The 23,689-nt window shown below is 31.9% G+C and carries 18 protein-coding genes; 8 read left to right on the plus strand and 10 right to left on the minus strand.

Annotated elements, in window-relative coordinates; translation table 11 throughout:
- The first annotated feature begins 3 nt into the window (after positions 1-3).
- Positions 4-1,560: a S8 family serine peptidase gene (locus C4S75_RS08840; protein ID WP_105297930.1), complete on the plus strand. Its 1,557-nt coding sequence runs from the start codon at positions 4-6 to the stop codon at positions 1,558-1,560.
- A gap of 58 nt (positions 1,561-1,618) precedes the next feature.
- Here the strand turns inward: C4S75_RS08840 and C4S75_RS08845 are convergent, their stop codons facing one another.
- The 9 genes from C4S75_RS08845 to C4S75_RS08885 form a co-directional block, all read right to left on the minus strand.
- Entirely contained in the window at positions 1,619-3,550 is a 1,932-nt protein-coding gene (locus tag C4S75_RS08845; RefSeq protein ID WP_105297931.1) for a site-specific recombinase Gcr, read from the minus strand.
- A 136-nt stretch (positions 3,551-3,686) separates the two neighbouring features.
- Positions 3,687-4,166 (minus strand): ankyrin repeat domain-containing protein, encoded by a 480-nt coding sequence (locus tag C4S75_RS08850; RefSeq protein ID WP_105297932.1) that lies wholly within the window; start codon positions 4,164-4,166, stop codon positions 3,687-3,689.
- Between the two features lie 83 nt (positions 4,167-4,249).
- Positions 4,250-5,689: a catalase gene (locus C4S75_RS08855; protein ID WP_105297933.1), complete on the minus strand. Its 1,440-nt coding sequence runs from the start codon at positions 5,687-5,689 to the stop codon at positions 4,250-4,252.
- Between the two features lie 679 nt (positions 5,690-6,368).
- Complete coding sequence (locus C4S75_RS08860) at positions 6,369-8,690, minus strand: ATP-dependent helicase (RefSeq protein ID WP_105297934.1); 2,322 nt, start codon at positions 8,688-8,690, stop codon at positions 6,369-6,371.
- Positions 8,691-8,855: 165 nt separating this feature from the next.
- A complete protein-coding gene (gene pckA / locus C4S75_RS08865) occupies positions 8,856-10,448 on the minus strand; it encodes a phosphoenolpyruvate carboxykinase (ATP) (protein WP_105297935.1) in 1,593 nt (530 codons plus the stop codon).
- Between the two features lie 208 nt (positions 10,449-10,656).
- On the minus strand, positions 10,657-11,847 hold the full coding sequence (locus C4S75_RS08870; protein ID WP_105297936.1) for an ABC transporter permease: 1,191 nt from the start codon (positions 11,845-11,847) through the stop codon (positions 10,657-10,659).
- Positions 11,840-13,006, minus strand: coding sequence for an ABC transporter permease (locus C4S75_RS08875; RefSeq protein ID WP_105297937.1), 1,167 nt, complete (start codon positions 13,004-13,006; stop codon positions 11,840-11,842). The genes C4S75_RS08870 and C4S75_RS08875 overlap by 8 nt, the downstream gene beginning before the upstream one ends.
- On the minus strand, positions 13,006-13,998 hold the full coding sequence (locus C4S75_RS08880) for an HlyD family secretion protein (RefSeq protein WP_105297938.1): 993 nt from the start codon (positions 13,996-13,998) through the stop codon (positions 13,006-13,008). Before C4S75_RS08880 ends, C4S75_RS08875 begins: the two co-directional genes overlap by 1 nt.
- A gap of 9 nt (positions 13,999-14,007) precedes the next feature.
- Positions 14,008-15,381 carry a TolC family protein gene (locus tag C4S75_RS08885; protein ID WP_105297939.1) on the minus strand — a complete coding sequence of 458 codons (1,374 nt, stop codon included), beginning with the start codon at positions 15,379-15,381 and terminating at the stop codon, positions 14,008-14,010.
- Positions 15,382-15,547: 166 nt separating this feature from the next.
- On the opposite strand from C4S75_RS08885, the gene C4S75_RS08890 reads away from it, so the two are divergent.
- From C4S75_RS08890 to C4S75_RS08920, 7 genes are all read left to right on the plus strand, one after another.
- The gene (locus C4S75_RS08890; RefSeq protein ID WP_105297940.1) at positions 15,548-16,615 is read left to right on the plus strand and encodes an NADH:flavin oxidoreductase/NADH oxidase; all 1,068 of its coding nucleotides are present in this window, start codon (positions 15,548-15,550) and stop codon (positions 16,613-16,615) included.
- Between the two features lie 119 nt (positions 16,616-16,734).
- Positions 16,735-17,097, plus strand: a complete 363-nt coding sequence (locus tag C4S75_RS08895; protein ID WP_105297941.1) for a DUF1573 domain-containing protein — start codon at positions 16,735-16,737, stop codon at positions 17,095-17,097.
- Between the two features lie 29 nt (positions 17,098-17,126).
- Positions 17,127-17,531, plus strand: a complete 405-nt coding sequence (locus C4S75_RS08900; protein ID WP_105297942.1) for a DUF1573 domain-containing protein — start codon at positions 17,127-17,129, stop codon at positions 17,529-17,531.
- 158 nt (positions 17,532-17,689) lie between these two features.
- On the plus strand, positions 17,690-18,730 hold the full coding sequence (locus C4S75_RS08905; protein ID WP_105297943.1) for a hypothetical protein: 1,041 nt from the start codon (positions 17,690-17,692) through the stop codon (positions 18,728-18,730).
- A gap of 16 nt (positions 18,731-18,746) precedes the next feature.
- The gene (gene purH, locus C4S75_RS08910) at positions 18,747-20,255 is read left to right on the plus strand and encodes a bifunctional phosphoribosylaminoimidazolecarboxamide formyltransferase/IMP cyclohydrolase (RefSeq protein WP_105297944.1); all 1,509 of its coding nucleotides are present in this window, start codon (positions 18,747-18,749) and stop codon (positions 20,253-20,255) included.
- 70 nt (positions 20,256-20,325) lie between these two features.
- Entirely contained in the window at positions 20,326-20,733 is a 408-nt protein-coding gene (locus C4S75_RS08915) for a hypothetical protein (RefSeq protein WP_105297945.1), read from the plus strand.
- Positions 20,734-20,859: 126 nt separating this feature from the next.
- Positions 20,860-23,127 carry a TonB-dependent receptor plug domain-containing protein gene (locus C4S75_RS08920; RefSeq protein ID WP_105297946.1) on the plus strand — a complete coding sequence of 756 codons (2,268 nt, stop codon included), beginning with the start codon at positions 20,860-20,862 and terminating at the stop codon, positions 23,125-23,127.
- An 85-nt stretch (positions 23,128-23,212) separates the two neighbouring features.
- Here C4S75_RS08920 and C4S75_RS08925 read toward each other — a convergent pair whose 3' ends face one another.
- Positions 23,213-23,488, minus strand: a complete 276-nt coding sequence (locus C4S75_RS08925; protein ID WP_105297947.1) for an RNA-binding protein — start codon at positions 23,486-23,488, stop codon at positions 23,213-23,215.
- Positions 23,489-23,689: the final 201 nt, after the last annotated feature.

The following is a 23,689-nucleotide window of genomic DNA, read 5'->3' on the forward strand; positions in this document are numbered from 1 at the left end:
CGTATGAAAAAAAAATATGCTGTTCTTTTTTACCTTTTTTCTCTACTTTTTATAAATGCTCAAACAGGTAACAAAATTATTGTTAAGCTAAAAGATAGTTCTCATGGAGAATTGAATCGCGCGAATAAAGTATCCGGCATAAATAGATTATTTTCGTCGAGTAAAGCAGAGAAAATCGTACTGAGCGAAAAAGACCATAATACCATTTACACCGTAGAATTTCCGGAACATTCTGATTTAAAAAAAATTATTGAAGAATATTATAAAACCGGAGAAATTGAATACGCCGAACCGGACTATATTTACACTACTCAAGTTCAATCTGCAACTGTTCACCCAAATGATCCGTTTTATAAATATCAATGGGGATTGCATAATGACGGATCGATTTCAACCGCTATAAATAATTATCCTTCCAAAACAGGTGTGGATATAAATATGGAAAAAGCCTGGGAAATTGAAAAAGGGAGCGATTCTATAATTGTGGCAATAATTGATACAGGATTAAATATAAATCATCCGGAACTTAAAAACCGATTCTGGTCTAATATAGGTAAAAATTTTATCGAAAATCAAAACCCAAACGACTTATCTTCCACCAATGACCATGCAACCAATATAGCAGGTATTATCGCAGCAAATGCTAATGATGGTATGGGATTTGCCGGAATTGATTGGAATTGTAAGCTTATGATTCTAAAAACTTTGGATAACGACGGTTCCGGGTATACAACTGCTATTGCCAATGCAATACATTACGCCGTTGATAATGGTGCAAGAGTAATAAATTTGTCTTTGGGAAGTAGAAATTATTCTCAATTAATGAGCACGGCTATTGAAAAAGCCATAAAAAATAATGTGGTCGTAGTAGCAGCTATGGGAAATGAAAATAGCATTCAGGAGAATTATCCCGCAGCCTATCCCGGTGTTATTGCGGTTGGTTCTATAAATGCTGAATCTAACCGTTCTAATCCTTTTTTTCGCACATCGAATACCGGAAGTAATTATGGAAATCATATTTCTGTTGTAGCTCCCGGAGATGTTATTTGCAGTATACATGATAATTCAATATTTAATCTAAATAATTGCTTAAGTGGCACTTCTCAGGCTACTCCTCATGTTGTGGGATTAGCTTCTCTACTTTTGGCTCAAGATTCACGCAGAACTCCCGCCGATATTAAAGCTATTATTGAAAAAACAGCTGACGATCAAATGGGCAATCCTATAGAGGATACCCCCGGTTGGGATAAATATTACGGATATGGAAGAATCAATGCTTATCGTGCTCTTTCAGAAAAAATTATTGATGAAAATAATGATTTAAATAAAAAAAGTGTAAAAATATATCCCAATCCGGCTAAATATAAATTTACTTGTGATTTTCCTTCAAATACTACACAAATTACCATTTTTACTAATTTGGGACAGATTATTCAATCTAAAACTATTAACGGATTGACTACTGATAGCTTTTATATTTCACAACCGGGAATATATTTTATACATTTTCAATTAGACGACGGTAAAAAAATTTCCAAGAAAATAAGTATTATAAAATAAATCCTAAGAGATAATGGATTTAAAAACAACTTTCAGAAGATCACTGAAAGTTGTTTTTTTATTCTATTGGTAAGAAAAAACGAGCCGGATTTTTTATAAATAATTTTAAAGCAGAATAAAGTATTTTTCCCATTTCTTTAGTCGGCACATTAACGGATTTCATAGCAACCCATAATGATAACGAAAAGCTTACCAGAAAATTAAATAATCCTATCCCGAAAATCCCTACAAATCCTAAAATAAAGTCTCCGCATGAAATATCAAAGTTAAAAAATGATAAGGCCATTGCATAATTACCTCCTGAAAATGTAATATGGCGAATATCGAAAGGTACGCCTAAAAAGTTACCGATCAGAAATGCACTCCCCAAACAAAAACCTAAAAAAACATTTCCCGAGATACCTCCTATTTTTTTATTATACCAATTGGCCCAGCTCCTTCTTCTTTTTTCTTTGACAAAACGTTTAAGTAAAGGATGATTATAAAGCCTTTCCGGTATATTGTGATAACGGGTATAATTTTCTGTGATTCCTGATATTAAGCCAGATATAAACAAAAATAGACCGGCAATGGAAGCAAACCAAAAAATTTTAAAATCAAGGTGAACCACTTCATCTCTAAAATCGGTTGCTTTATGCAAGTTTAATAGCTGAATTCCTGTAAAATACGACAAAAAGTAATATAATCCTACGCCAACAATAAAAGCTGCAAAAACATTACCTATAAAAGCGATAAACTGGCTTCTGAATATTCTTGAAAATAACAATCCAAACTCTGTATAATCATTGGCAGATTTTTCATCTTGATTTAAAGCATGAGCCAATGTAGCCGCTGTCATGGCGGGTTGTTTGGTTGCTAAGGTCCAATGAATTAGGTATATAGAAACAAATCCCCAGGAATAATTTAGACTGTACAATAAGGCTTGGATAAAAGGCGTATAAGTACGCATGCCAATTTGAGCTTTTATAAAACATAAGATAGCCACCAAAAAACCTCCTCCCATTGCAGAATAAAGCATTTGGATGTACTCTTTTGATGTATTGGTTATGTATTTTTTTCCCGCTTGTCTATTGTGCCATGTTACTAAAGAAGCAACTACATAAAGTGTACTTTGAAATGAGTTTGTAACACTACTTTTTGTTGAGTATATACCCAATAATTTTTTAGTAATGTTAGCCATTGCAAGGGATAAAGATTTATTATCCAGTAGATAGAGAGCATTTAAAAGTATAAGTATACGATCCAATTGTTGTCTTAAACAAGTCACTTTAATCGTAATCGGTAAAGATATACCTTTACTTTCTTTTTGATCAATGATATTATCTAAGTAAATTTTACATAATTTGATTTGATCGGATAAAGTATCTATTTTTTCTTGATTTATAATTTCATGATCTTGTAATATCTTTATAAGACTGCTGGTTAATTTTTGAAACGGGTTTTCTTCAATATTCCTTATGTAACTCATTTTAAAAACTTCTGTATCCGCAGCACCACCTATAACCCTGTCAATTAATATGAGGGCTCCTTCTCTGATTTGTTTAATTACATATCCCCTATTACAAATAATTACATCATCGTTAAATAAAACTTCATAAAATTTTTCCCACCGATCCAGCGGAATCAGTTTCATGAAATTATGGTTTACATTAGAATAAAGAACTTCATTAGCTAATGAGAGGAGCGTTTGGTCATCAGAAATTTGAGGTAAAATTTTATTACCTATTTGTCTGAAAAATAATGATATCAGTTTATCATTAGTAAATATTCCAAAATCCGTTAAAAATTTCTGCATGTATATATTCCTGAATAAAGGAATAAGACGCCCGATAAATTTTTCTTTTATGGAATCCTTCGTATGTAATAAGTTGATAATATAGTCTATAAAATCAATAGAGTTATCAAAATTTTTTCTACCGTATTTTAGTAAACTCAGTAAAAAATTACGCTCTTCTCTATTATTTAAAATTTTAATTAATTTCTCTTCCATCTTTATCTTCCGACTAACTTTAATATCTCATTTTATATACTTTATTTTTATCTGTAAACTCTATGAACAAGTGCATATCGTCATAAATTAATTATAACGATATACAAGTAAAAATAAATATATTAAATCTATAAAGTTAATATATCTTTTCCAATAAAGCGGATATTTCTTTTAAACCTTGAATTTTTGCATGAATAGCAGGGGTATTCCCTCTTAAATCTGCGATCGATGGATCTGCTCCACTTTCTAATAATAATTTAACTATAGAAGGCCGATTAAATGAAGCAGCATATATTAGTGCAGTAGCTCCGCTATAATTAGTTTCATTAACGTTTGCGCCTGCATTTATTAATTTATCAGCAATGGTATCAAACCCTTTAAAACATACTCCCATTAATGCGGTATTACCCGAAGCATCTTTTTCATCTACCCTAGAATCAAATTCCAATAAATAATCAACGATTTCCTCATGACCATAATAAGTAGCTAAAAGTAAAGGATTATAACCGCGTCTGTCTTTATAAGTTAATAGAGATAAATCTTTTTTCAAAATTTCAGTTACAAGATCTAAATTGTTATCTCTTATTGCTTGAAATAATACTTCTGGATTTCCCATATAAAAAATATTAAAGAAAATCTGCCGAATAGTATTTCGGCAGAATAAAAGTTTATTAGTGAATATTAATTTTTAGTGTATTTTTAAATTCCAAGTGCTTTTCTAACACCATTTCCGTATTCAGGATCTGCTTGATCAAATAATTTCAATTGTCTCTCAATTATTTCTCTGGATACTCCTTGCATAGCATCTTTGATATTATTGAAAAGCCTCTGTTTTTCTTCATCCGTAAACAATCTAAATAAATCTCCGGGTTGCTTAAAATCACCATAAGTATCATTTTCTTCGAAACGATTTATATCACCATGGATTTTATAAGGCGGTTCTTGAAACGAGCGATCTTCAACCGGTCCATTTTTAGAATTTGGCTCATAATAGGCATCCGGATTTTCGTTTAAATTTTCAAAAAAACGCATTTGTCCGTCTTTATAATAAGGATTGTTCTCTGATAAAGGATGATTTGCCGGTAAAAACTCATAATGAGTTCCTAATCTATAACGGTGCGCATCAGCATAAGAAAAAATTCTGGCTTGTAAAACTTTGTCCGGTGAAAAGGATATTCCGGGAACTATATTGGAAGGTGAAAATGCTGCATTTTCAATATATTGAAAATAATTGCTCGGATTTTCATTTAATTCCATTACTCCAATTTCGATTAACGGATAGTCTGAATGAGGCCATACTTTAGTTAAATCAAAAGGATTGTATGGAGTTTTTAAGGCATCTTCTTCCGGCATGATTTGAGCATATACGGTCCATCTGGGAAAGTCTCCTTTTTCGATTGCCCCAAACAATTGTTCTTGATAATATTCTCTGGTTTTACCGGTGATATCTTGTGCTTCTTGATTGGTTAAGTTTTGTATCTCTTGTTGAGTTTTGAAATGAAGTTTAAACCAAAAACGTTCTCCATTATTATTCCAAAACGAAAAAGTATGTGAACTAAATCCATGCATATGCATCGGGCTTTTAGGTATACCTCGGTCTGACATCAATATGGTAACTTGATGTAAGCTTTCCGGAGTCAATGACCAGAAGTCCCACATGGCTTCACTTGATCTTAAATTTGTTTTAGGGTGTCTTTTTTGTGTGTGTATAAAATCAGGGAATTTATAACCGTCTCTAATAAAGAATACCGGTGTATTATTTCCAACCATATCCCAATTTCCTTCTTCTGTATAAAATTTCAGTGCGAAACCTCTAACATCCCTATCTAAGTCTGATGCTCCTGATTCACCTGCAACTACAGAAAAACGTGCTAACATCCTGGTCTTTTTCCCGATTTCTGAAAAGATTTTTGCCCGTGTGTAGCGGGTAATGTCATGAGTCACCGTAAAGGTCCCGAAAGCCCCCCAACCTTTAGCGTGAACTACTCGTTCCGGTATACGTTCTCTATTTTGATTGGCTAATTTTTCAATTAGTTGATAATCTTGTATTAGAACCGGACCTCTTATGCCTGCCGTCAATGATTTTTGATTATTAGCTATCGGATTTCCAGCAGTAGTAGTCAACTTCTCGTTGCTCATTTGAATTGCTCTTTAAGTGTTAATAAAGTTTTTTTTGAGTGTTTAATAAACCTTTACATCAAATCAATTGATTGATTTTAATATAGTATAAATATTCCTCATATTATAATATTTACATGCAATATAGCTATTACTATGCCAAATTACAAATTATTATCCAATATTATTTTTACTTTTAAAATTTAACATTATGTATATAAAAAAAAATTAACAATATAATTAACATATTAAAATATATATAATATATATTATATCGATTTTAATTATAAAAAACAATATTATAGTAATTAGTAAAAATTATATGATTTTTGTTAGTAATATAAAATTTTAACGTTTAAATAAATCAATTTTTCAATTTCCTTTAAAAATTAAAAAAATAATTTTTAAAATCATATCCTTTTTTATACTAGACAATTCATTTTTAATATCTTATAAAGACATAAGAATAGGTAATGTGAATTATTTAGATATTAGGTCTTAAAATTAGGTAAGTCAAAATTCATAGAAATTTTATTGAAATCCGCAACTTTAAATAGAGTGGAAATAATTTAAAACGATTAAACAATAAAACGGTTTTATCAACCGTTTTCTTTATTACATTTTATTATTAATTTTTCTGTCTTTATGGGGTTTGAATTTTTTGTGCAAAAAGATTAAATATATTTTTGAAAATAGTTATTTATTCTAAAACTTTGAGTTTAGCAAATTTTAACAATAATTTTTTATCTCCCTCATTTTCAAAATTTATAAGTGCTTTAGCATTTTCGGGATCCCCTTCAATAGATACTACTGTACCTTTTCCGAAACGGTCATGCAAGACATGATCTCCTATTTTTAAATTGGCAACCGAACCACCTACCGGATTTGCTAATTTTGCATTAGATATGGGCTTTAAGTTTTGAGGTGATTTAATCGGATCTTTCGACTTCTGATAAACAGGATTGGGTCCTTTAGGATATCTAGGTGCAAAATCATCGGCAAAGATATCCGAGTTCAATCCCGAATTATTTCTTATCGAATTCGTAAAACTGATATTCAAGACTTCCAAATGCTTTTCGCTGATTTCCTCCAAAAATCTACTCGGCTCTCCATCCACTATTTTACCCCATCTGAAACGTGTAGTAGCGTATGTAAAATAGGCTTTTTCTTCAGCTCTGGTTAATGCTACATAAAATAATCTTCTTTCTTCTTCTAATTCCTGACGAGTATTTAATGACATTTGTGAAGGAAATAAATTTTCTTCTAAACCAACTATAAAAACCACCGGAAATTCCAACCCTTTGGCTAAATGGATCGTCATTAATGAAACTTTATCATCGTCTTCTTCTCCTGAATCTAAATCTGAAGCCAAAGCTATATTTTCCAGGAAAAAATTCAAACTAGGATCACCTTCATCCAACTGTCTTTGTTCATCTACAAATCCTTGTAAACTGTTTAATAATTCTTGTATATTTTCTACTCTTGAAATTCCTTCAGGTGTGTCGTCTTCTTTTAATGTTTTTAGAATTCCTGAGGTAACGGCAACTTTCATGGCAACTTCATATACGTCTTCTGTCTTCAATAAAACCTGAAAACTTTTAATCATAGTCCAAAAGTTGACTAATTTATCAATGGTTGGCTTGTTTAATCCTAAAGAATTTCCTAAAAACTCAATCTGTTCCAGAATTTCATCCAAAGACTTTTGCTGTTGATCTGCTCCTACAATTAGCTTATTGACAGTTGTATCTCCTATACCTCTGGCAGGATAATTTATAATTCTTAATAGTGCTTCCTGATCTTTTGGATTCACTAATATTCTTAAATAAGCCAAGAGATCCTTAATTTCTTTTCTTTGATAAAAAGAAAGTCCTCCAAATACTTTATAAGATATATTTTTCTTTCGTAAGGCTTCTTCTATAGCTCTTGATTGGGCATTGGTGCGATAAAGTACGGCAAAATTTTTATTTTTTTTCTGTTGAGACATTTTTAATGAAAATATCTCTGATGCTACATAATTTGCTTCATCCGCATCCGAGAGAGCTCTATAAACAGGAATTTTATCTCCTGAAGGATTTTGCGTCCATACATTTTTTTCAAGCTGATCCCTATTTTTGGCAATTACCTCATTCGCCGCTTCCACAATAATTTGTGTGGATCGATAATTTTGTTCCAAAGGAATTATTTTTGCATCCGGATAATCTTTTTTGAAATTTAGGATATTTCTAATATTTGCTCCCCTAAATGCATATATAGATTGCGCATCATCTCCTACCACACATATATTTTCAAATCTGGATGCAAGTGCTTTTACAATTAAATATTGAGAATGATTCGTATCTTGATACTCATCCACCATAATATAGCGAAAACGGTCTTGGTATTTTGCTAAGGATTCCGGAAAACGGGTAAGCAATTCATTGGTTCGAAGCAAAAGGTCATCAAAATCCATCGCTCCCGATTTGAAACAACGATCTACATAGGCTTGATATATGTGACCAATTTTTGGTCGCATAGCGGCAGTATCTGCTTCAATTAATTCCGGATTATTAAAATATGCACGAACCGTGATTAAATTATTTTTGTAACTTGATATGCGTCCTAAAACCTGTTTGGGTTTATATATATCAGTATCAAGCTGTAGTTCATTTATTATTTTTTTTATAACATTAAGACAATCTTGTTGATCATAAATAGTAAAATTAGAAGGAAACCCTAATTTATTTGCTTCTGCACGTAAAATTCTAGCAAAAACGGAATGAAATGTTCCCATCCATAAATTTTTAGCTTCAGTTCCTCCAATTAATGCAGCTATTCTTTCTTTCATTTCTCGTGCTGCTTTATTCGTAAATGTAAGCGCAAGGATATTAAAGGAATCTACTCCTTTATCTATTAAATGGGCAATCCTGTAAGTTAAAACCCTGGTCTTTCCTGAACCTGCACCTGCTATTATCATTAAGGGGCCTTCTGTTGTACTAACTGCCTGTTTTTGAACTTCGTTTAAATCTGCAAATAAATCTTTCATACGAAGTCAAAGTTAGGAATTATTCATTAAATTTCTATATAATGATTTTGAAGGTAAATCAAATTTCAACGTTTTTCAATTTATAGTGTTAACAGTTTTTAATTCAAAAAAAATTCTCTGATTCTAACTAATCAGAGAATTTAAAAATGTGATTATGTTTGTTATTTATAATTTCGGTCCTGCTGCTACTAATTTTTTACCTTCTTCAGTATCCGTATATTGCTTAAAGTTTGCAATATATTTAGCTGCTAAGTCTTTAGCTTTTGTTTCCCATTCTGATACATTAGAATAGGTAGTTCTTGGGTCTAATATATCGGAAACGTTTGGCAATTTAGTAGGGAAAGTTAGATTTAAATATGGGATTTTGTTAGTATCTGCTTTCTCAATAGATCCATCAATTATAGCATCTACAATAGCACGAGTATCTTTTAAAGATATACGTTTTCCTGTTCCGTTCCATCCGGTATTTACTAAATACGCTTTAGCTCCATGTTTTTTCATTTTAGAAACCAATGTTTTTGAATACATGGTTGGGTGTAACGAAAGGAATGCTTCACCAAAAGCCGGTGAGAAAGATGGTAGAGGTTCTGTTATTCCTCTTTCAGTTCCTGCTAATTTGGAAGTATATCCACATAGGAAGTGATATTGTGCTTGTTCTTCATCTAAAATGGAAACCGGAGGCAATACTCCAAAAGCATCTGCTGATAAATAAATTATTTTTTTAGCATGTCCTGCTTTAGATGGAAGAACAATTTTATTGATATAGTAAATAGGATAAGAAACACGGGTGTTTTCTGTAATAGATTTATCTTTAAAATCTACTTCTCCATTTGATTTTACAACAACATTTTCTAATAAAGCATCTCTTCTGATAGCTCTCCAAATATCCGGTTCTTTTTCCTCGGAAAGGTCAATTACTTTTGCATAGCAACCTCCTTCGTAGTTAAATACTCCGTTATCATCCCATCCGTGTTCATCATCACCAATTAGATAACGCTTCGGATCAGCAGATAGAGTAGTTTTTCCTGTACCTGATAAACCAAAGTAAATGGCTACATCTCCGGCTTCTCCAACATTTGCTGAACAGTGCATAGAGGCCATTCCTTTTAAAGGTAAATAATAATTCATCATGGAGAACATACCTTTTTTCATCTCTCCTCCATACCATGTTCCTCCAATAATTTGAACTTTTTGGGTAAGATTAAACATAACAAAGTTTTCTGAATTCAGCCCTTGTTCTTTCCAGTTTGGATTGGTAACCTTAGATCCGTTCATAATAAAGAAATCCGGTTCTCCATAGTGTTCAAGTTCGTATTGAGATGGACGTATAAACATATTGGTAACAAAATGTGCCTGCCATGCTACTTCCATAACAAATCTTACTTTCATTCTTGTATCTTTATTGGTTCCACAAAAAGTATCAACCACGTACAATTTTTTATTAGATAGTTGTTTAGCTACTAAACCTTTTAGATTATCGAAAGTTTGTGGAGTTGTTGGTACATTAATTTTACCATCCCACCATATAGTATTTTCAGTTACTGAATCTTTTACAATATATCGGTCTTTTGGCGAACGTCCGGTGAAAACTCCTGTTTTAACGGCTACGGCTCCTGAAGTAGTTAATTCTCCTTTTTCATACCCCTCATTTTTAGGATCCATTTCCGCTTGATATAGTTGTTCATAGGTTGGATTGTGAACAATTTCTTTAATACCTGAGATCCCATGTTTCTCTAGTGATTTTATTAAGTTTTCCATAATTTAAAATAAATTAATTTCTTTTTTTTGTATATACAAATCTAACAATATAAATCTACATATTTTTTTCTCTTATATATGATATAACTCACTAGTCGAAAAAATGTAATTATTAAAAAATTAAAATTTATGGCAAATTATCAGAATATTAAAATAACAGATCCCTGCTTAATTTGAGTATTATGTTCTAAAGTGGCTTATTTTTATCTTATTTGCTTAAATTCACATAAGCTAATCTTTTTAACGTTAACGCAGCAATTACGAAATAAACCAGACACATGATCCACATTTGCACCCACAATTCTTTTATTTCTATAAGTGAAGCTCCCGATTGGGTAATTTCCAAAAAGCCTTTTACGGCTAACGTAGTCGGAAATATATAGGATATTACTTTTATCCATTCAGGAAATGCCAATGTTGGCCAAGATACCCCGCAAAGAAATAATGAGGGGATGGAAAATATAGTGACGATCATAATGGCATCTTCTCGTTTTTTAAAAAAATTCATCAAAAATATTCCTAAAAATGTAACGGAAAAGAGAAAGGGAATTAAAAATACAAATACCTCAAAAGGATTACCCCGTTGTGGAAATTTAAAAATACCCATAACCAATCCTACTTGAATTACCATCAAGATCATTGATATTAACAAATAAGCACCTGATCTACCCAATAATACCGGAATAGTTCCCAACGGCTTTTTAATAAAAGGGTATAATTTCGTATATGATTTTCGTTCTCTTTGTGTTCCTCCCAAAACTCCCATGGCAGAAATTTGCAGCGTTTGTATGGCAATTAAAAATACAACCGGCATAACAAAAGTTGCATATCCCGAATCTATGTTAAATAACGGAACAGAAACCGTATCAATAGGTCTTCTTGAGGCAACTGCTTGTTTTTGAGGCGTTCCACCCGCCATCAATTTATTAACTTCAATTTGAGCACTATAAGTTCCTATAGAAGCGGTTACAGAAGTTAAAAACTGTTTATAATAAAGCATGTATGATGCATCACAATATACGGAAATGGAAGGTACTTCCCCTCTTTGTAATTTTCTGGTAAAATCTTTAGGTAAAAGAATAATACCTTTAACCTTTCCTAAATTAAAAAGATTTTCAGCTTCTAATAAGCTGGTTGCAGAATGATCTATTTTAACCTGTTGAGATGAATTTACCATTCGTGTAATGGTATGAGTCATCTGTGACTGGTCCTGGTCTACAACAGCTATGGGTATTTTAGTAACTATTTCATTAGAATAAATATATGAATATAAAAAGCCAACTATTATGGGACTAATAAGATAGGATGATTTTACGGCTGCATCTGAAAATATAAGACGAATTTCTTTTACAAATGTTTTGCCTATTACCGATATATATTCTACTAAATCTTTAAACATAATATCCTCCTTTTTTTAATAATCGATTATAGCCGGGCATGGACGCGAATCCTATCAGACAAAATATCATAAAAGCTATTATATAACCGAAGTTAAGACTACCTATCGCAATTCCTCTAACGGCATAATCAATAATAAACCGCAAATAAGAAGTAAATGGAAAAGTATAACTCAAATATTGTATCACATCCGGTAAGCCTTCCTTAGGAAAGGTATATCCGGTAAATGAAAATGCTATAGCTGAATAGGAACCGCCTAACGTCAAGGCCGAACGCAAATCTTTATTAAAACTGACGTAAAATAATCCAAATAACTGACAAACGATTACAAATATTATAAAATAAATATTCACAATAAGAAAATTACCTCTTAAAGGAATTCCTATTTTATAGTACAATAAGCTATTCATAAAAAAACCGATTAAAGAAAACAAAAGGGTATACGGTAAAGTTTTGGCCCAAAATGAAACCCAGACATTTCCTCTACTCCTTACATATAGTTCTCTGCCTTTTCGGTCTTTCAATACTGATCCTAACACATAGATTGATACTACCATCACTATTATTTGCAAGGCCATAGGCATTAAAGCAATGGTAAGATAATAGGAATAGTTTGTGTAGGGATTAAACAGTATATGTTGTTTTGAATTTATGGGAGATGTAGCTGCTAAAGCTTGTTGTTGAGTAAGTCCTTTTTGTGTTAAACCGCTGATGTGAGCTCCGGCAGCAAAAGATCCTACCGTTGATTGAAAAGCTTTATTAATCAATCCTCCGGCTAAGAGATAGTTATTATTGTAATAACAAGCTACCTGAGTATCGATATTTCTGTAAATATCATTTTCAAAATTTGCCGGAATAATTATTAAGGCAAAAGCCTTATCCGTTCGTATCATTTTCTCCCCATCTTGTTGATTCTCCACTTCAGCCACGATATCCATAGAAGATGTTGCATTCAGCATCCTTCCCAATTCTCTGGATGTATTTGATTTGTCTTGATCTAATAAAACTACGGGAAATTTTCGAGGTACTCCTTCCTGCAAAAGACTAGCATAATATAAAAACAATCCACAAGGCAAAATTACAGCCAAAAACATTAATCTTGGACTGGTTAAAAGCCTTTGAACCTCATTTAAAAATATGGAAAAAAAGCCTTTTTGCATTAATCTTTTTTCAATGATTTTTCATCAACTAATGCACTCATACCGGGTCTTAAGCCTTCCACTTTTTCCATGGGATATGCTTTAATCTCAAAGGTTTTCATATCAAAATCGCCTTGAGTTTTGGTAGCACTCCAAGTAGCAAAGTCACCTTGTGCTGCAATATATCGAACTTGTAATTTAATTTTTTTATTGTTTAACGCGGGAATTTGTGCTTCGAAAGTGGAACCTTTTTTAAAACTTGACATTAAATTCTCCTTGATGTTAAACACCACCCAAACATCATTTAAATCAACCAGATTTACAATTGGATATCCCGCACTCACAACCTCTCCTTTATTCGGAATTATTTTTAATACTTCGGCATTTGAAGGGGAAAGTACTTTAGCTTCTTTTTTATAAGCTAATACCTCATCGATTGCTCCTTGCGCTTGGTTAACTTGGGCAGATGCTGCTTCTTTATCCTCACTTCTTGACCCATTTATTGCCATTTTATAATTTGCATAGGCTGCTTTCTCTAATTCTCTGGAAGCCTTACTTTGAGTGTATGCTTCATCTCTTTTTTGCGCAGATATTACTTTATCGTTATATAAATTCTGCATTCTTTCATAAGTCTTATCTGCCAGCTCTGCTGATGCTTTTGCTTGTTGCCATTGATTGTAAGCTCCTTGTATTTGTTCTGTTCGAGTTCCTTTTTTGGCTTTTTTGTCTTGTGCTTCAGCTGCAGCTTTTGCAGATTCTGCTTGTACTAATTTAGCATCTAATTCCGGCGTATTTAAGACAGCCAACAAATCACCTTCTTTTACCATATCTCCTTCCTTGATTAGTACCTGTTCAAGTCTTCCTGCAATTTTAGGTGATACATTAATTTGGGTAGCATCTACTTGACCTTGAATGGTTACTTGGGTCGGTTTATTCATAAACCATATAGAAAGGCCTATTATGGCTACAATTATTATGATACTTATGATGGAACTTATAAGTTTACTTTTCATATAAAATGATTATTGATTCGTATATTTTATAAAATCTTGACTTAATCCGCTATATTCTAATAAAGATGCTAAATCGACCACATAATTATAACTGGCTTGTATTTTTTGCAGCTTTATACCCGATAAATTAACTTCAGCATCGACCACATCTGTTGAGGTTTGAACCCCTTCTGAAAATCCTTTTACTCTCACTCGAAGTAATTCTTCTGCTTGAACTATTTGAACATCTAAGTTTTGTATTTGTTCTTCTTGTTTTTGTATGTCTTGAAATATTTTTTCAATCAGAGTCCGAATGTCTTTTTTAGCTTTATCTTGAGAATATAACACACTTTCTTTGGTTGCTTTTGCTGATTTTATTTCATTTTTGTATTGCAGACCATTAAAAATAGTATAGGTCATTCCTACACCCAAAGACCAGGGTTTTCTATTTTTTTTCATACCTCCTATCGGGTTATTATGAATTAAAATTGAATTTCCTAAGGCTGATATGGTTGGATAATAGGTTGATTTTTTAGATTTAATTGATTGTTCGGTTAATTCAACTTGAAGTTGAAGCTTTTGTAATTCCGGATAATTTTCAACGGCGAAATCCTGGTAATAATCTAACGGATGTAAATAAGGAACAATAAAAAATGGAGTTGTTAATTCTTCATTAACTTGATCTATTCCTAAAGTATTTGCCAATGCTACCCTTGCCAATTCAGCATCTTTTTGAGCGGCAAGATATTGTCGATTAGCTTCTGATACGGCAACATCTGCTTGAAGTTTTTCAACAGGTGCTATCAACCCTTGTTGTTCCATTTTAGTGGCATTATACAAATGTTGATTCATTCCGTCCAACACTTGTTTTCTTACTAAAACTGCATCTTCAGCTAGTTTAACTTGAAAATATCTTTCGGCTAATTCCGAGATCAACTTATTTTTAGTACTTACTAACTCTTTATTTCCTATTTCTGCCTTTAATTTCGAAGCTTCAATTGCGGCATTAATTTTTCCTCCTGTGAACAATGGCCAAGTAAATTTAACTCCTCCTAAGGCTATATCTCTTTTGAGAAGATTTACATCCCAATTTCCTAATTCTTCAGGATCTGAAATATTTAAAGCATCTGCAACTTCTGATCTGGCACCATTTAAATTGGTTCCAATTTTTTTATCTCGGTATATACCGGCTCCAAAAATGTCTAATTGAGGAAAACGTAATCCTTTGTAAGATTTTAAGTCAAATTGATAGGCTTCTTCTTGCTTCTCGGCTGCTTTAATCAGATTATTTTCTTTATACATAATAATCTGAGATTCAGAAAATGATAGTGATTGAGAACAGAGTCTTAAAGATATGCTAAAAGCTAACACTAATGTCAAGGAATTTCTGATATATCCTATCATACTTTTATAAATATTATAATTACAAAAATATAATATTTTTTAATATAATTTATTTTTAATTGGGGTATCCATTGTAAAGTTATTAACTTTGATTTGTATATGTTTTAAAAACAACATCATAGTTATTATATATTATCTAAAAAAACAATAAAAACCTAAAAATAGTATGTCAAAATTATTTAAACCTTTACCTTTAGAGGGTAACACGCTAAAAAACAGGATTATAATGTCTCCCATGTGTCAATATTCTGCTCATGATGGTTTTGCCAATAATTGGCACTTAATACATTATGGAACCCGTGCGGTGGGAGGAGTTGCGGCAATTATTCAAGAGGCCTCTGCCGTTTCTCCCCAAGGTAGAATTACCTATAAAGATTTGGGTATCTGGAAAGACGAACATATTCTTAAATTAAGTGAAATTGTGCAATCAATACACGATAATAACTGTTTAGCGGGTATCCAATTAGCTCATGCAGGACGAAAAGCCAGTACTCCTATTCCTTGGCTTCCCAATGAAAAACTGGATGAAGGATATAAAAAATGGGCTATTGTAGCGCCTTCTCCTGTCCCTTTCGACGGCAATTCCCAAAAACCAAGGGAACTTTCTATTGATGAAATAAATATCATTATTAATGATTTTAAAGAAGGTGCAGAAAGAGCTGTGAAAGCTGGTTATGATATTATTGAAATACACGCCGCTCATGGATATCTTATTCATGAATTTTTATCTCCTCTAAGTAATGTAAGAAAAGATGATTACGGAGGTAATTTTCAAAATAGAATTCGATTTTTGGTTAGAATTATAGAAGCAATTAAACAGATACTTCCTAAAAGAATTTCTCTATGGGTTAGAATTTCTGCCACCGATTGGATAGAAGGCGGATGGAGTGTAGATGAATCAGTAGAATTGGCCGAAATAATAAAAAATTTAGGTGTAGAGGTTTTAGACGTCTCATCCGGTGGGTTAACTCCTCATGCTAAAATACCCAATAAGCCTAATTACCAGGTGCCTTTTGCCAATAAAATAAAAAATAATTCTGCCATAATAACCGGAACGGTTGGATTGATAACCCAAGCTGTTCAAGCAGAAGAAATACTCGAAAATAACGAAGCTGATTTAATTTTCCTGGGTAGAGAGCTGTTACGCAATCCATATTTTGCTTTGGAAGCCGCCCATATTTTAGAAAAAGACACCTTATGGCCCCTACCCTATGAAAGAGCTAAATTTAGATAGTACCTTCTGTTTATGATTTTAAAAAAATCATTTTTATTACCAATTATATTAGTAGATGGTATTATTTTTGAAAATAAAATTAAGATAAAGTGAATTTAAAATTTTATATCTTTACAAGTATGAAAAAAACTGCTATATTAGTTTTTCTCCTATTTTTAGGAAGTTTCATTTCCGCTCAATCTATAACATTCAGTCAAGATCAGATAGATTATGGAATAATTAAAAAAAATTCTGACGGTAATCAAATTTTCAAATTTACCAACACAGGTGACAAACCTTTGATTATTTCTAACGTTAAATCTTCATGTGATTGTTCTGTACCCTCATGGACCCGAACTCCTATTTTACCGGGTAAATCAGGTGAAATAAATGTTAAGTATAATACAAAGAATCTCGGTAAATTTTCAAAATCAATTGAGGTATTCAGTAATGATCCCAAAATTTCAAGAAAACTTTTAAAAATTAAAGGGGAAGTTCAATAGTTAAAAAAATAGTTAAATATATATCAAACATGAAAAAGTTCGTTTTAAGTTCGGCATTCCTATTGGGAGTATACATTTGCAGCAATGCTCAGGAAATTAAAATTACCAATTATGAAAATAATACGGTAGATTATGGGAATGTAAACAAAGGATCTAATGGTAAAAGAATTATAAAAATTCAAAATGTAGGAGATAAACCGTTAATTATTTCCAATATAAACACTTCTTGCGGATGTACTGTACCTCAATGGACTACAGAACCGATCGCTCCGGGAAAAAAAGGAGAAATTACGGTAACCTACAATACTTCTAATGTAGGAAGATTCAGCAGAACCATTACCATATCTTCTAATGATGAGAAAAAACCCAATTTACCGGTAAGAATAGAAGGTGTTGTTTTAGCTCCTGAAAGCAATCCTAGTACCGATAAATAATTGTAATAATTTAAAATATTTAAAGTAAGGACATTGCATAGTTCAGTGTCCTTACTTTTTAAAATTAATAGTCTTTTTATACGTCTGTATATATGTTTTTTGTAGCTTTGTGTTTTCACACTAAATTCATTATTTACGTCTAATAACTTCTTATTTACATGAAAAAGATTGTTAATATTTTTCTTTTTTTAGTTTTTTTGATAATTGTTGCCGGATGCATAATGCCATCTTTTCTTCCAAAAAAAATAGAAATTACAACTACTAAAGAATTTAACAATCCAATCAGTGAAGTCTTTGCGGAATTTAATGATCTTGAAAATTACGCTTCTTGGGGCTTGTTAATTAATGAAGATTCTGTAAATACACGGATTAATTATTTTGCCCCTTATAAAGGTACAGGAAGCAGTTTAACTTGGAATAATGCTAAGGATCATTCTATAGGTAAAGGAGAATATAAAATTTTAAAAAGTAAAATAAATAACACCATAAAATCTCAAATAATTTTTGTAGAAAACGGTGTAGTTTGTATCGAGGATATAGATTTTAAATCAAACGGAGGAGTGACCGATGTAACCATCCACCTCACAACAGAAAATTTTACTTATTTTACTCGCATTTTTGCTTATTTATATTCTCAAAAATTGGAAGAAAGCTTAAATAAAAGTCTTGATAAACTTTCTATACTATTGCAGAATGGACGATCCAATAAACAACTCCACGAAGGTGATGCTGAATATATTGATTTCAAAGGGATTCAATTGTTAGCCATTAAAAATGAAACTTCCACAAATGCCGAGGATGTTTATAAAGCTATGTATAAATCTTTACATGAAATATCAAATTATTTAACAGATAGTTTAAAATATTCTTATAAAGATATTGATAATCCTATTGTTTATTACAGTACTTTTGACACATTGGCTAAAAGTACCATTTTCTATACAGGTTATCCCGTGGAATCCAATATAAACCCTCCTAATTCTGCTATGAGCTTGATAACTTTACCTGCCGGAAAAGCTATCAAATCTCCTATAAATGAAAACGTTCATACCCTTTTTAAAACCCGTTACATTTTAGATAAATATGCTAAAGAAAATGGAGTTAAACTTAAAAATATTTACTGGGAAGAATATCAGGATATCCCTCAATCTGTTGATGATGATGTAAAAGGAAAAGCCTTTTATTTAATTACCGAATAAATGTAAAATCTAAGTAATGAAAAGAGCTTTAATAAGTGTTTCAGACAAAACCAATATAATTGATTTTTCAATTTTTTTACAATCTCAAGGGTATGAAATTATTTCAACCGGAGGAACTTATAAGCATCTTAAATCAAACGGCCTTAATGTCACCGAAGTTAGTGAATATACCGGTTTTCCTGAAATATTGGATGGAAGAGTTAAAACGTTACATCCATCTATTCATGGGGGGATACTGGCTTCCAGAACAAAAGAAGAACATTTACAATCCATTCATGATCTTAAAATAAAAACCATAGATCTGGTTATTGTGAACCTGTATCCGTTTTTCGATAAACTAAATAAAGGGTTATCAGAGCAGGAAATGATAGAATTTATTGATATAGGCGGACCTACTATGCTACGATCTGCAGCAAAAAATTTTCACTCTGTAACAGTTATATCTCAAATTGAAGATTATAGTTTAGTAATAGAAGAGTTAAAAAAAGATGGAAATACTTCTTTAGCTACGCGAAAAAAATTGGCCGGTAAAGTGTTTAACCTGACCTCTTCCTATGATGCAGCCATTTCCAACTATCTTTTGCAGGATGATTATCCTAAGTATTTGAACACTTCTTTTGAAAAAGTCGAAAATCTAAGGTATGGAGAAAATCCCCATCAAAAAGCAGCCTTTTATATAGATAAAACCAAAAACGGAGCTATGAAAGACTTTGAACAATTACAAGGCAAAGAACTTTCATTTAATAATTTCCGAGATATGGATATGGCGTATAAGGTTGTTAATGAATTTTCAGAAATTTCTTGTTGTGCGGTAAAACATTCTACTCCCTGCGGAGTAGCTCTGGGTAATACTATAGTTGAAGCTTATCAAAAAGCATTTGAATGTGATCCAATTTCAATTTTTGGAGGGATCATTGCCTTTAATCGAACAGTTGATGAGGAAACGGCTCGTTTATTGATTACCGTTTTTTTAGAAATAGTTATTGCTCCATCATTTACGGGTGAAGCTTTACAATTATTATCTTCTAAAAAAAGTTTGCGCGTTATAAAAGTAAACAACCCTGTATCGGATTCAATTGAATTCGTTAAGGTAGATGGCGGTTTATTAGTTCAGGACGTGGATCATGCTACAGCTACTGATTTTACACAAGTAACAAATTCAGCTCCTGACAAAAAACAATTGGAAGATTTAATTTTTGCTCAAAAAATAGTTAAACATGCTAAATCCAATGCTATTGTGGTTGCTTCCGATTTTCAAGCCCTGGGTATTGGTTCGGGACAAACTAATAGAATATGGGCGGCTCAAGAAGCAATTGAACGCGCCAAAGAAAAAAGAACCGATCAATTGGTTTTGGCTTCTGATGCATTCTTTCCCTTTCGAGATGTAGTAGATACCGCTGCAAAGAATGGTATAACTGCTATTATTCAGCCCGGAGGTTCCATACGTGATAAAGAAAGCATTGAGGCTTGTAATGAATACAATATTCCTATGATATTTACGGGAATTCGTCATTTTAAGCATTAGTATCATTGATTTTTATATCATGCAATTAATTTCAACCTGCCAATCCAAATAATTTTTTTATCTTTACTTGATGAAATTAATTCAGTCTATACTTTTGATTTGCTTGGTTTTATTTGCAAATCTTAATCTCTTCGTATACCAAAATTGGTGTCACGGGGAAAATATTGGCTATACCATTAATTTCAAAAAATTTTCCAACGAATTAAAACATTCTGAGAAAAAGGATTATCCTTCTTTTGAAAGAGATTTTTGCTGTAAGGACGTCCTAATAAAATCGAACGAAAATAGCTTTTTTTCATTTGATTCCAATTTTCAACATTTAATTTTTACAGTTTTAGGAATTATTCCCAATGTAAATTGGAATATATTTAATTGGGCATCTTTTCAACAAGAGGGTATAGCTCAACTTTACTGTAACCCTCCTCCCCCTGTTTATCAATTATATAAATTTTATTGCCGTTATACCTACTACGGATAACGTATATTTTTTCATGATTCAGCTTATTCTATTTTATATAAGATAGGATATTTCGCATTATTGTATATAATCAACATTCAGTAATGCCGGTTTAAAAATCAATTTTTTATAACTAAATAACAAAAAATGAAAAAATATATAAGTATGTTTTTGCTCGTTTACGGTCTATTGGCTGTAGCCCAGCATAAAACATTAAAAGGTCGTATACTAACTACTTTGGAAAATGGAGAAAATATACCCGTTCAGGGAGCTGATGTAAATTGGAAAGAACACCCGATTATGAAAACTGTAACCGACAGCTTAGGCAATTTTGAGCTGATGTACCACGACGGGCTGTATACTATTGAAGCTGCAAAGGACGGCTTTATTTCTCAAGAAATTAAAATTGATGATGTCGATCATCCCCTAGATATTTTTTTAGAACCCAAACCTTCTTCTTCTGAGAAAGTATTGGATGAGATTGTTGTCCGACAAAGAGCCAAGGCGGTAAGTATAAAAGCCAATTCTGCTGCTCTTACCTATACAATTAATAAAACGGAATTGTTGAAAGCCGCCTGTTGTAATTTGGCTGAAAGTTTTGAAACAAATCCTACTGTGGATATTTCTACAACCAATGCAGTAACGGGTTCAAAACAAATTAAAATGTTAGGACTAGATCAGAAATATACTTCCTTAACCGTTGATAATATGCCTGAGGTAAGGGGATTGTCCACCGCCAGTGGTATAAATTTTATACCAGGCACATGGATAAACAGCATTCAACTTACTAAAGGAGGCAGCACAGTTACTAATGGCTACGAGGCTATAACCGGTCAAATAAATACTGAATTGATGAAGTATAAAGATAAAAATTTTACCACTATCAATTTTTTTGCAAATCAAAATGCTCGTTTGGAATTTAATGTTGTCAATGCATCTTCTATTTCCAATAATTGGAGTAATACCACATTAACTCATTTGAGCGGAAGGTTTGCTAAAGAAGATATGAATCATGACGGATATCTTGATAGTCCTCTTTCCAAACAATTAAATGTAATGGATATCATCCATTATGATGGTATTAAAAAAAACGGATGGGGTTCTCAAATAGGTATTCAGGCGCTTTATGATAAACAAATCGGAGGTCAAAAAAAATTTAGAGAATCAACTGACCGTTTGACTCAAAATCATTATGGACTAGGTATTGAAAATACACATTTTGAAATCTGGAATAAAACCGGATTTGTCTTTCTTACTAAACCTTATCAAAGTATAGGTTTACAAACTAAATTTATCCATCATACTATTGATAGTTATTTCGGTCAAAGAATATATAATGGAAATGAAAATTCATTTTTTACCAATTTATTATTTGAAAGTATCATTGGTAACACAAATCACAAATATACCTTAGGTGCAAGTTATCTTCATGATGCTTTCAATGAGGATTTTGAAAATTCCAATTACAAAAGAACTGAAAATGCACCCGGGATTTTTGCCGAATATACTACTACTGCAATTAAAAATGTAACTTTAGTATTGGGCGCCAGAACTGATTTTCACAATTTGGCGGGAAACCAAGTGTTACCAAGAATTAATATTAAATATTCTTTCTTGCCTAAAACAACCCTTCGATTAGCTGCGGGAAAAGGCATGAGAACAGCCAATATATTTTCTGAAAATATGCAGTATTTTGCTTCGTCTCGTAAGGTACATATTCAATCAAACCATGGCGATATTTATGGTTTAAAACCTGAAATTGCATGGAACTATGGAGGTAGTATAATTCAAGATTTTAAAATTGGAGCTATCAAGAATACATTTACGATCGATTTTTACCGAACGGATTTTAAAAAACAAGCTCTTATAGACTTGGATCGATCGTCTCAGGCGCTTTGGTTTTATAATTTAGATGGAAAATCTTTTTCAAATACTTTTCAGGCAGTATGGGATATTATTCCTATTTCCAATCTGGAATTGCATTTTGCTTATAAATGGTATGATATTAAAGCCGATTATATGGATGGCAGGCGACAAGTTCCTTTTACTTCAAAAAATAGAGGTTTATTTTCTATATCATATTCTACTCTAGAAACTGAAAACAAAAGTAAATGGGCATTAGACTTTACATTGCAATATATAGGAAAACAAAGACTTCCGGATACTTCTAAAAACCCGATAGAATATCAGCGAAAATCGTTTTCGCCTAATTATACTTTAATGAATGCTCAACTATCCAGATATTTTACAGATAAGTTTAGATCTTATCTAGGAGTGGAAAATTTGGGAGGCTATAAACAAAGAAATCCTATTATAAATCCGGAAAACCCTTTTGGTTCTTATTTCGATACTTCTTTAATTTATGCTCCTATTGTATCTTCAATGTTTTATTTGGGATTTGATTTTAAATTATAAAAATTATTTACATTGACCTGTAAAAAAAACGACTGAATAGAATTCAGTCGTTTTTTATTTTACTTATTAATTAGTAAACCCATAATTAATAACTTCTTCTAAAGTTATTTCTTGGTTTTTCATCTCTTGGTCTAGCTTCTGAGACATTAATAACTTTACCGTCAAATTCTTTTTGATTTAATTCCTGAATTGCCGTTTTAGCTTCTGCATCTGCCATTTCAACAAATCCAAAACCTCTGGATCTTCCGGTTTCACGATCTTGTATTATTTTTGCTGATTCAACTTCTCCGTACTCTGAAAATAAGTCATGTAAATCTTCGTTGGTCAACCTGTAATTCAGGTTTGAAATAAAAATGTTCATATAAAAATTTTAAAAAATTGGTAAAAAATTAATTGAGAAGAAATCAGACTAAAAACTAGCTATTCAAATTAAAAAGTAGAAGGAAGTATAATAACAATCTCAACGTGCTAATTTACACAATTTTATCAATAAACTCTAATTTTATTTTTTATTTTTTATAAGAATAAAAAAATGCTTTTCATACTTACTTTTTACACTTAT

Source organism: Apibacter sp. wkB309, assembly GCF_002964915.1.
In the GTDB taxonomy this organism is placed as follows: domain Bacteria; phylum Bacteroidota; class Bacteroidia; order Flavobacteriales; family Weeksellaceae; genus Apibacter.

Coding starts and splice junctions, on each gene's coding strand:
- pckA (WP_105297935.1), bottom strand. CDS start 10,448: ATGGAAAACTTAATAAAATCACTAGAGAAACATGGGATCTCAGGTATT.
- C4S75_RS08840 (WP_105297930.1), top strand. CDS start 4: ATGAAAAAAAAATATGCTGTTCTTTTTTACCTTTTTTCTCTACTTTTT.
- C4S75_RS08870 (WP_105297936.1), bottom strand. CDS start 11,847: ATGTTTAAAGATTTAGTAGAATATATATCGGTAATAGGCAAAACATTT.
- C4S75_RS08850 (WP_105297932.1), bottom strand. CDS start 4,166: ATGGGAAATCCAGAAGTATTATTTCAAGCAATAAGAGATAACAATTTA.
- C4S75_RS08920 (WP_105297946.1), top strand. CDS start 20,860: ATGAAAAAATATATAAGTATGTTTTTGCTCGTTTACGGTCTATTGGCT.
- C4S75_RS08905 (WP_105297943.1), top strand. CDS start 17,690: ATGAAAAAGATTGTTAATATTTTTCTTTTTTTAGTTTTTTTGATAATT.
- C4S75_RS08845 (WP_105297931.1), bottom strand. CDS start 3,550: ATGGAAGAGAAATTAATTAAAATTTTAAATAATAGAGAAGAGCGTAAT.
- purH (WP_105297944.1), top strand. CDS start 18,747: ATGAAAAGAGCTTTAATAAGTGTTTCAGACAAAACCAATATAATTGAT.
- C4S75_RS08915 (WP_105297945.1), top strand. CDS start 20,326: ATGAAATTAATTCAGTCTATACTTTTGATTTGCTTGGTTTTATTTGCA.
- C4S75_RS08890 (WP_105297940.1), top strand. CDS start 15,548: ATGTCAAAATTATTTAAACCTTTACCTTTAGAGGGTAACACGCTAAAA.
- C4S75_RS08860 (WP_105297934.1), bottom strand. CDS start 8,690: ATGAAAGATTTATTTGCAGATTTAAACGAAGTTCAAAAACAGGCAGTT.
- C4S75_RS08925 (WP_105297947.1), bottom strand. CDS start 23,488: ATGAACATTTTTATTTCAAACCTGAATTACAGGTTGACCAACGAAGAT.
- C4S75_RS08880 (WP_105297938.1), bottom strand. CDS start 13,998: ATGAAAAGTAAACTTATAAGTTCCATCATAAGTATCATAATAATTGTA.
- C4S75_RS08855 (WP_105297933.1), bottom strand. CDS start 5,689: ATGAGCAACGAGAAGTTGACTACTACTGCTGGAAATCCGATAGCTAAT.
- C4S75_RS08900 (WP_105297942.1), top strand. CDS start 17,127: ATGAAAAAGTTCGTTTTAAGTTCGGCATTCCTATTGGGAGTATACATT.
- C4S75_RS08895 (WP_105297941.1), top strand. CDS start 16,735: ATGAAAAAAACTGCTATATTAGTTTTTCTCCTATTTTTAGGAAGTTTC.
- C4S75_RS08885 (WP_105297939.1), bottom strand. CDS start 15,381: ATGATAGGATATATCAGAAATTCCTTGACATTAGTGTTAGCTTTTAGC.
- C4S75_RS08875 (WP_105297937.1), bottom strand. CDS start 13,006: ATGCAAAAAGGCTTTTTTTCCATATTTTTAAATGAGGTTCAAAGGCTT.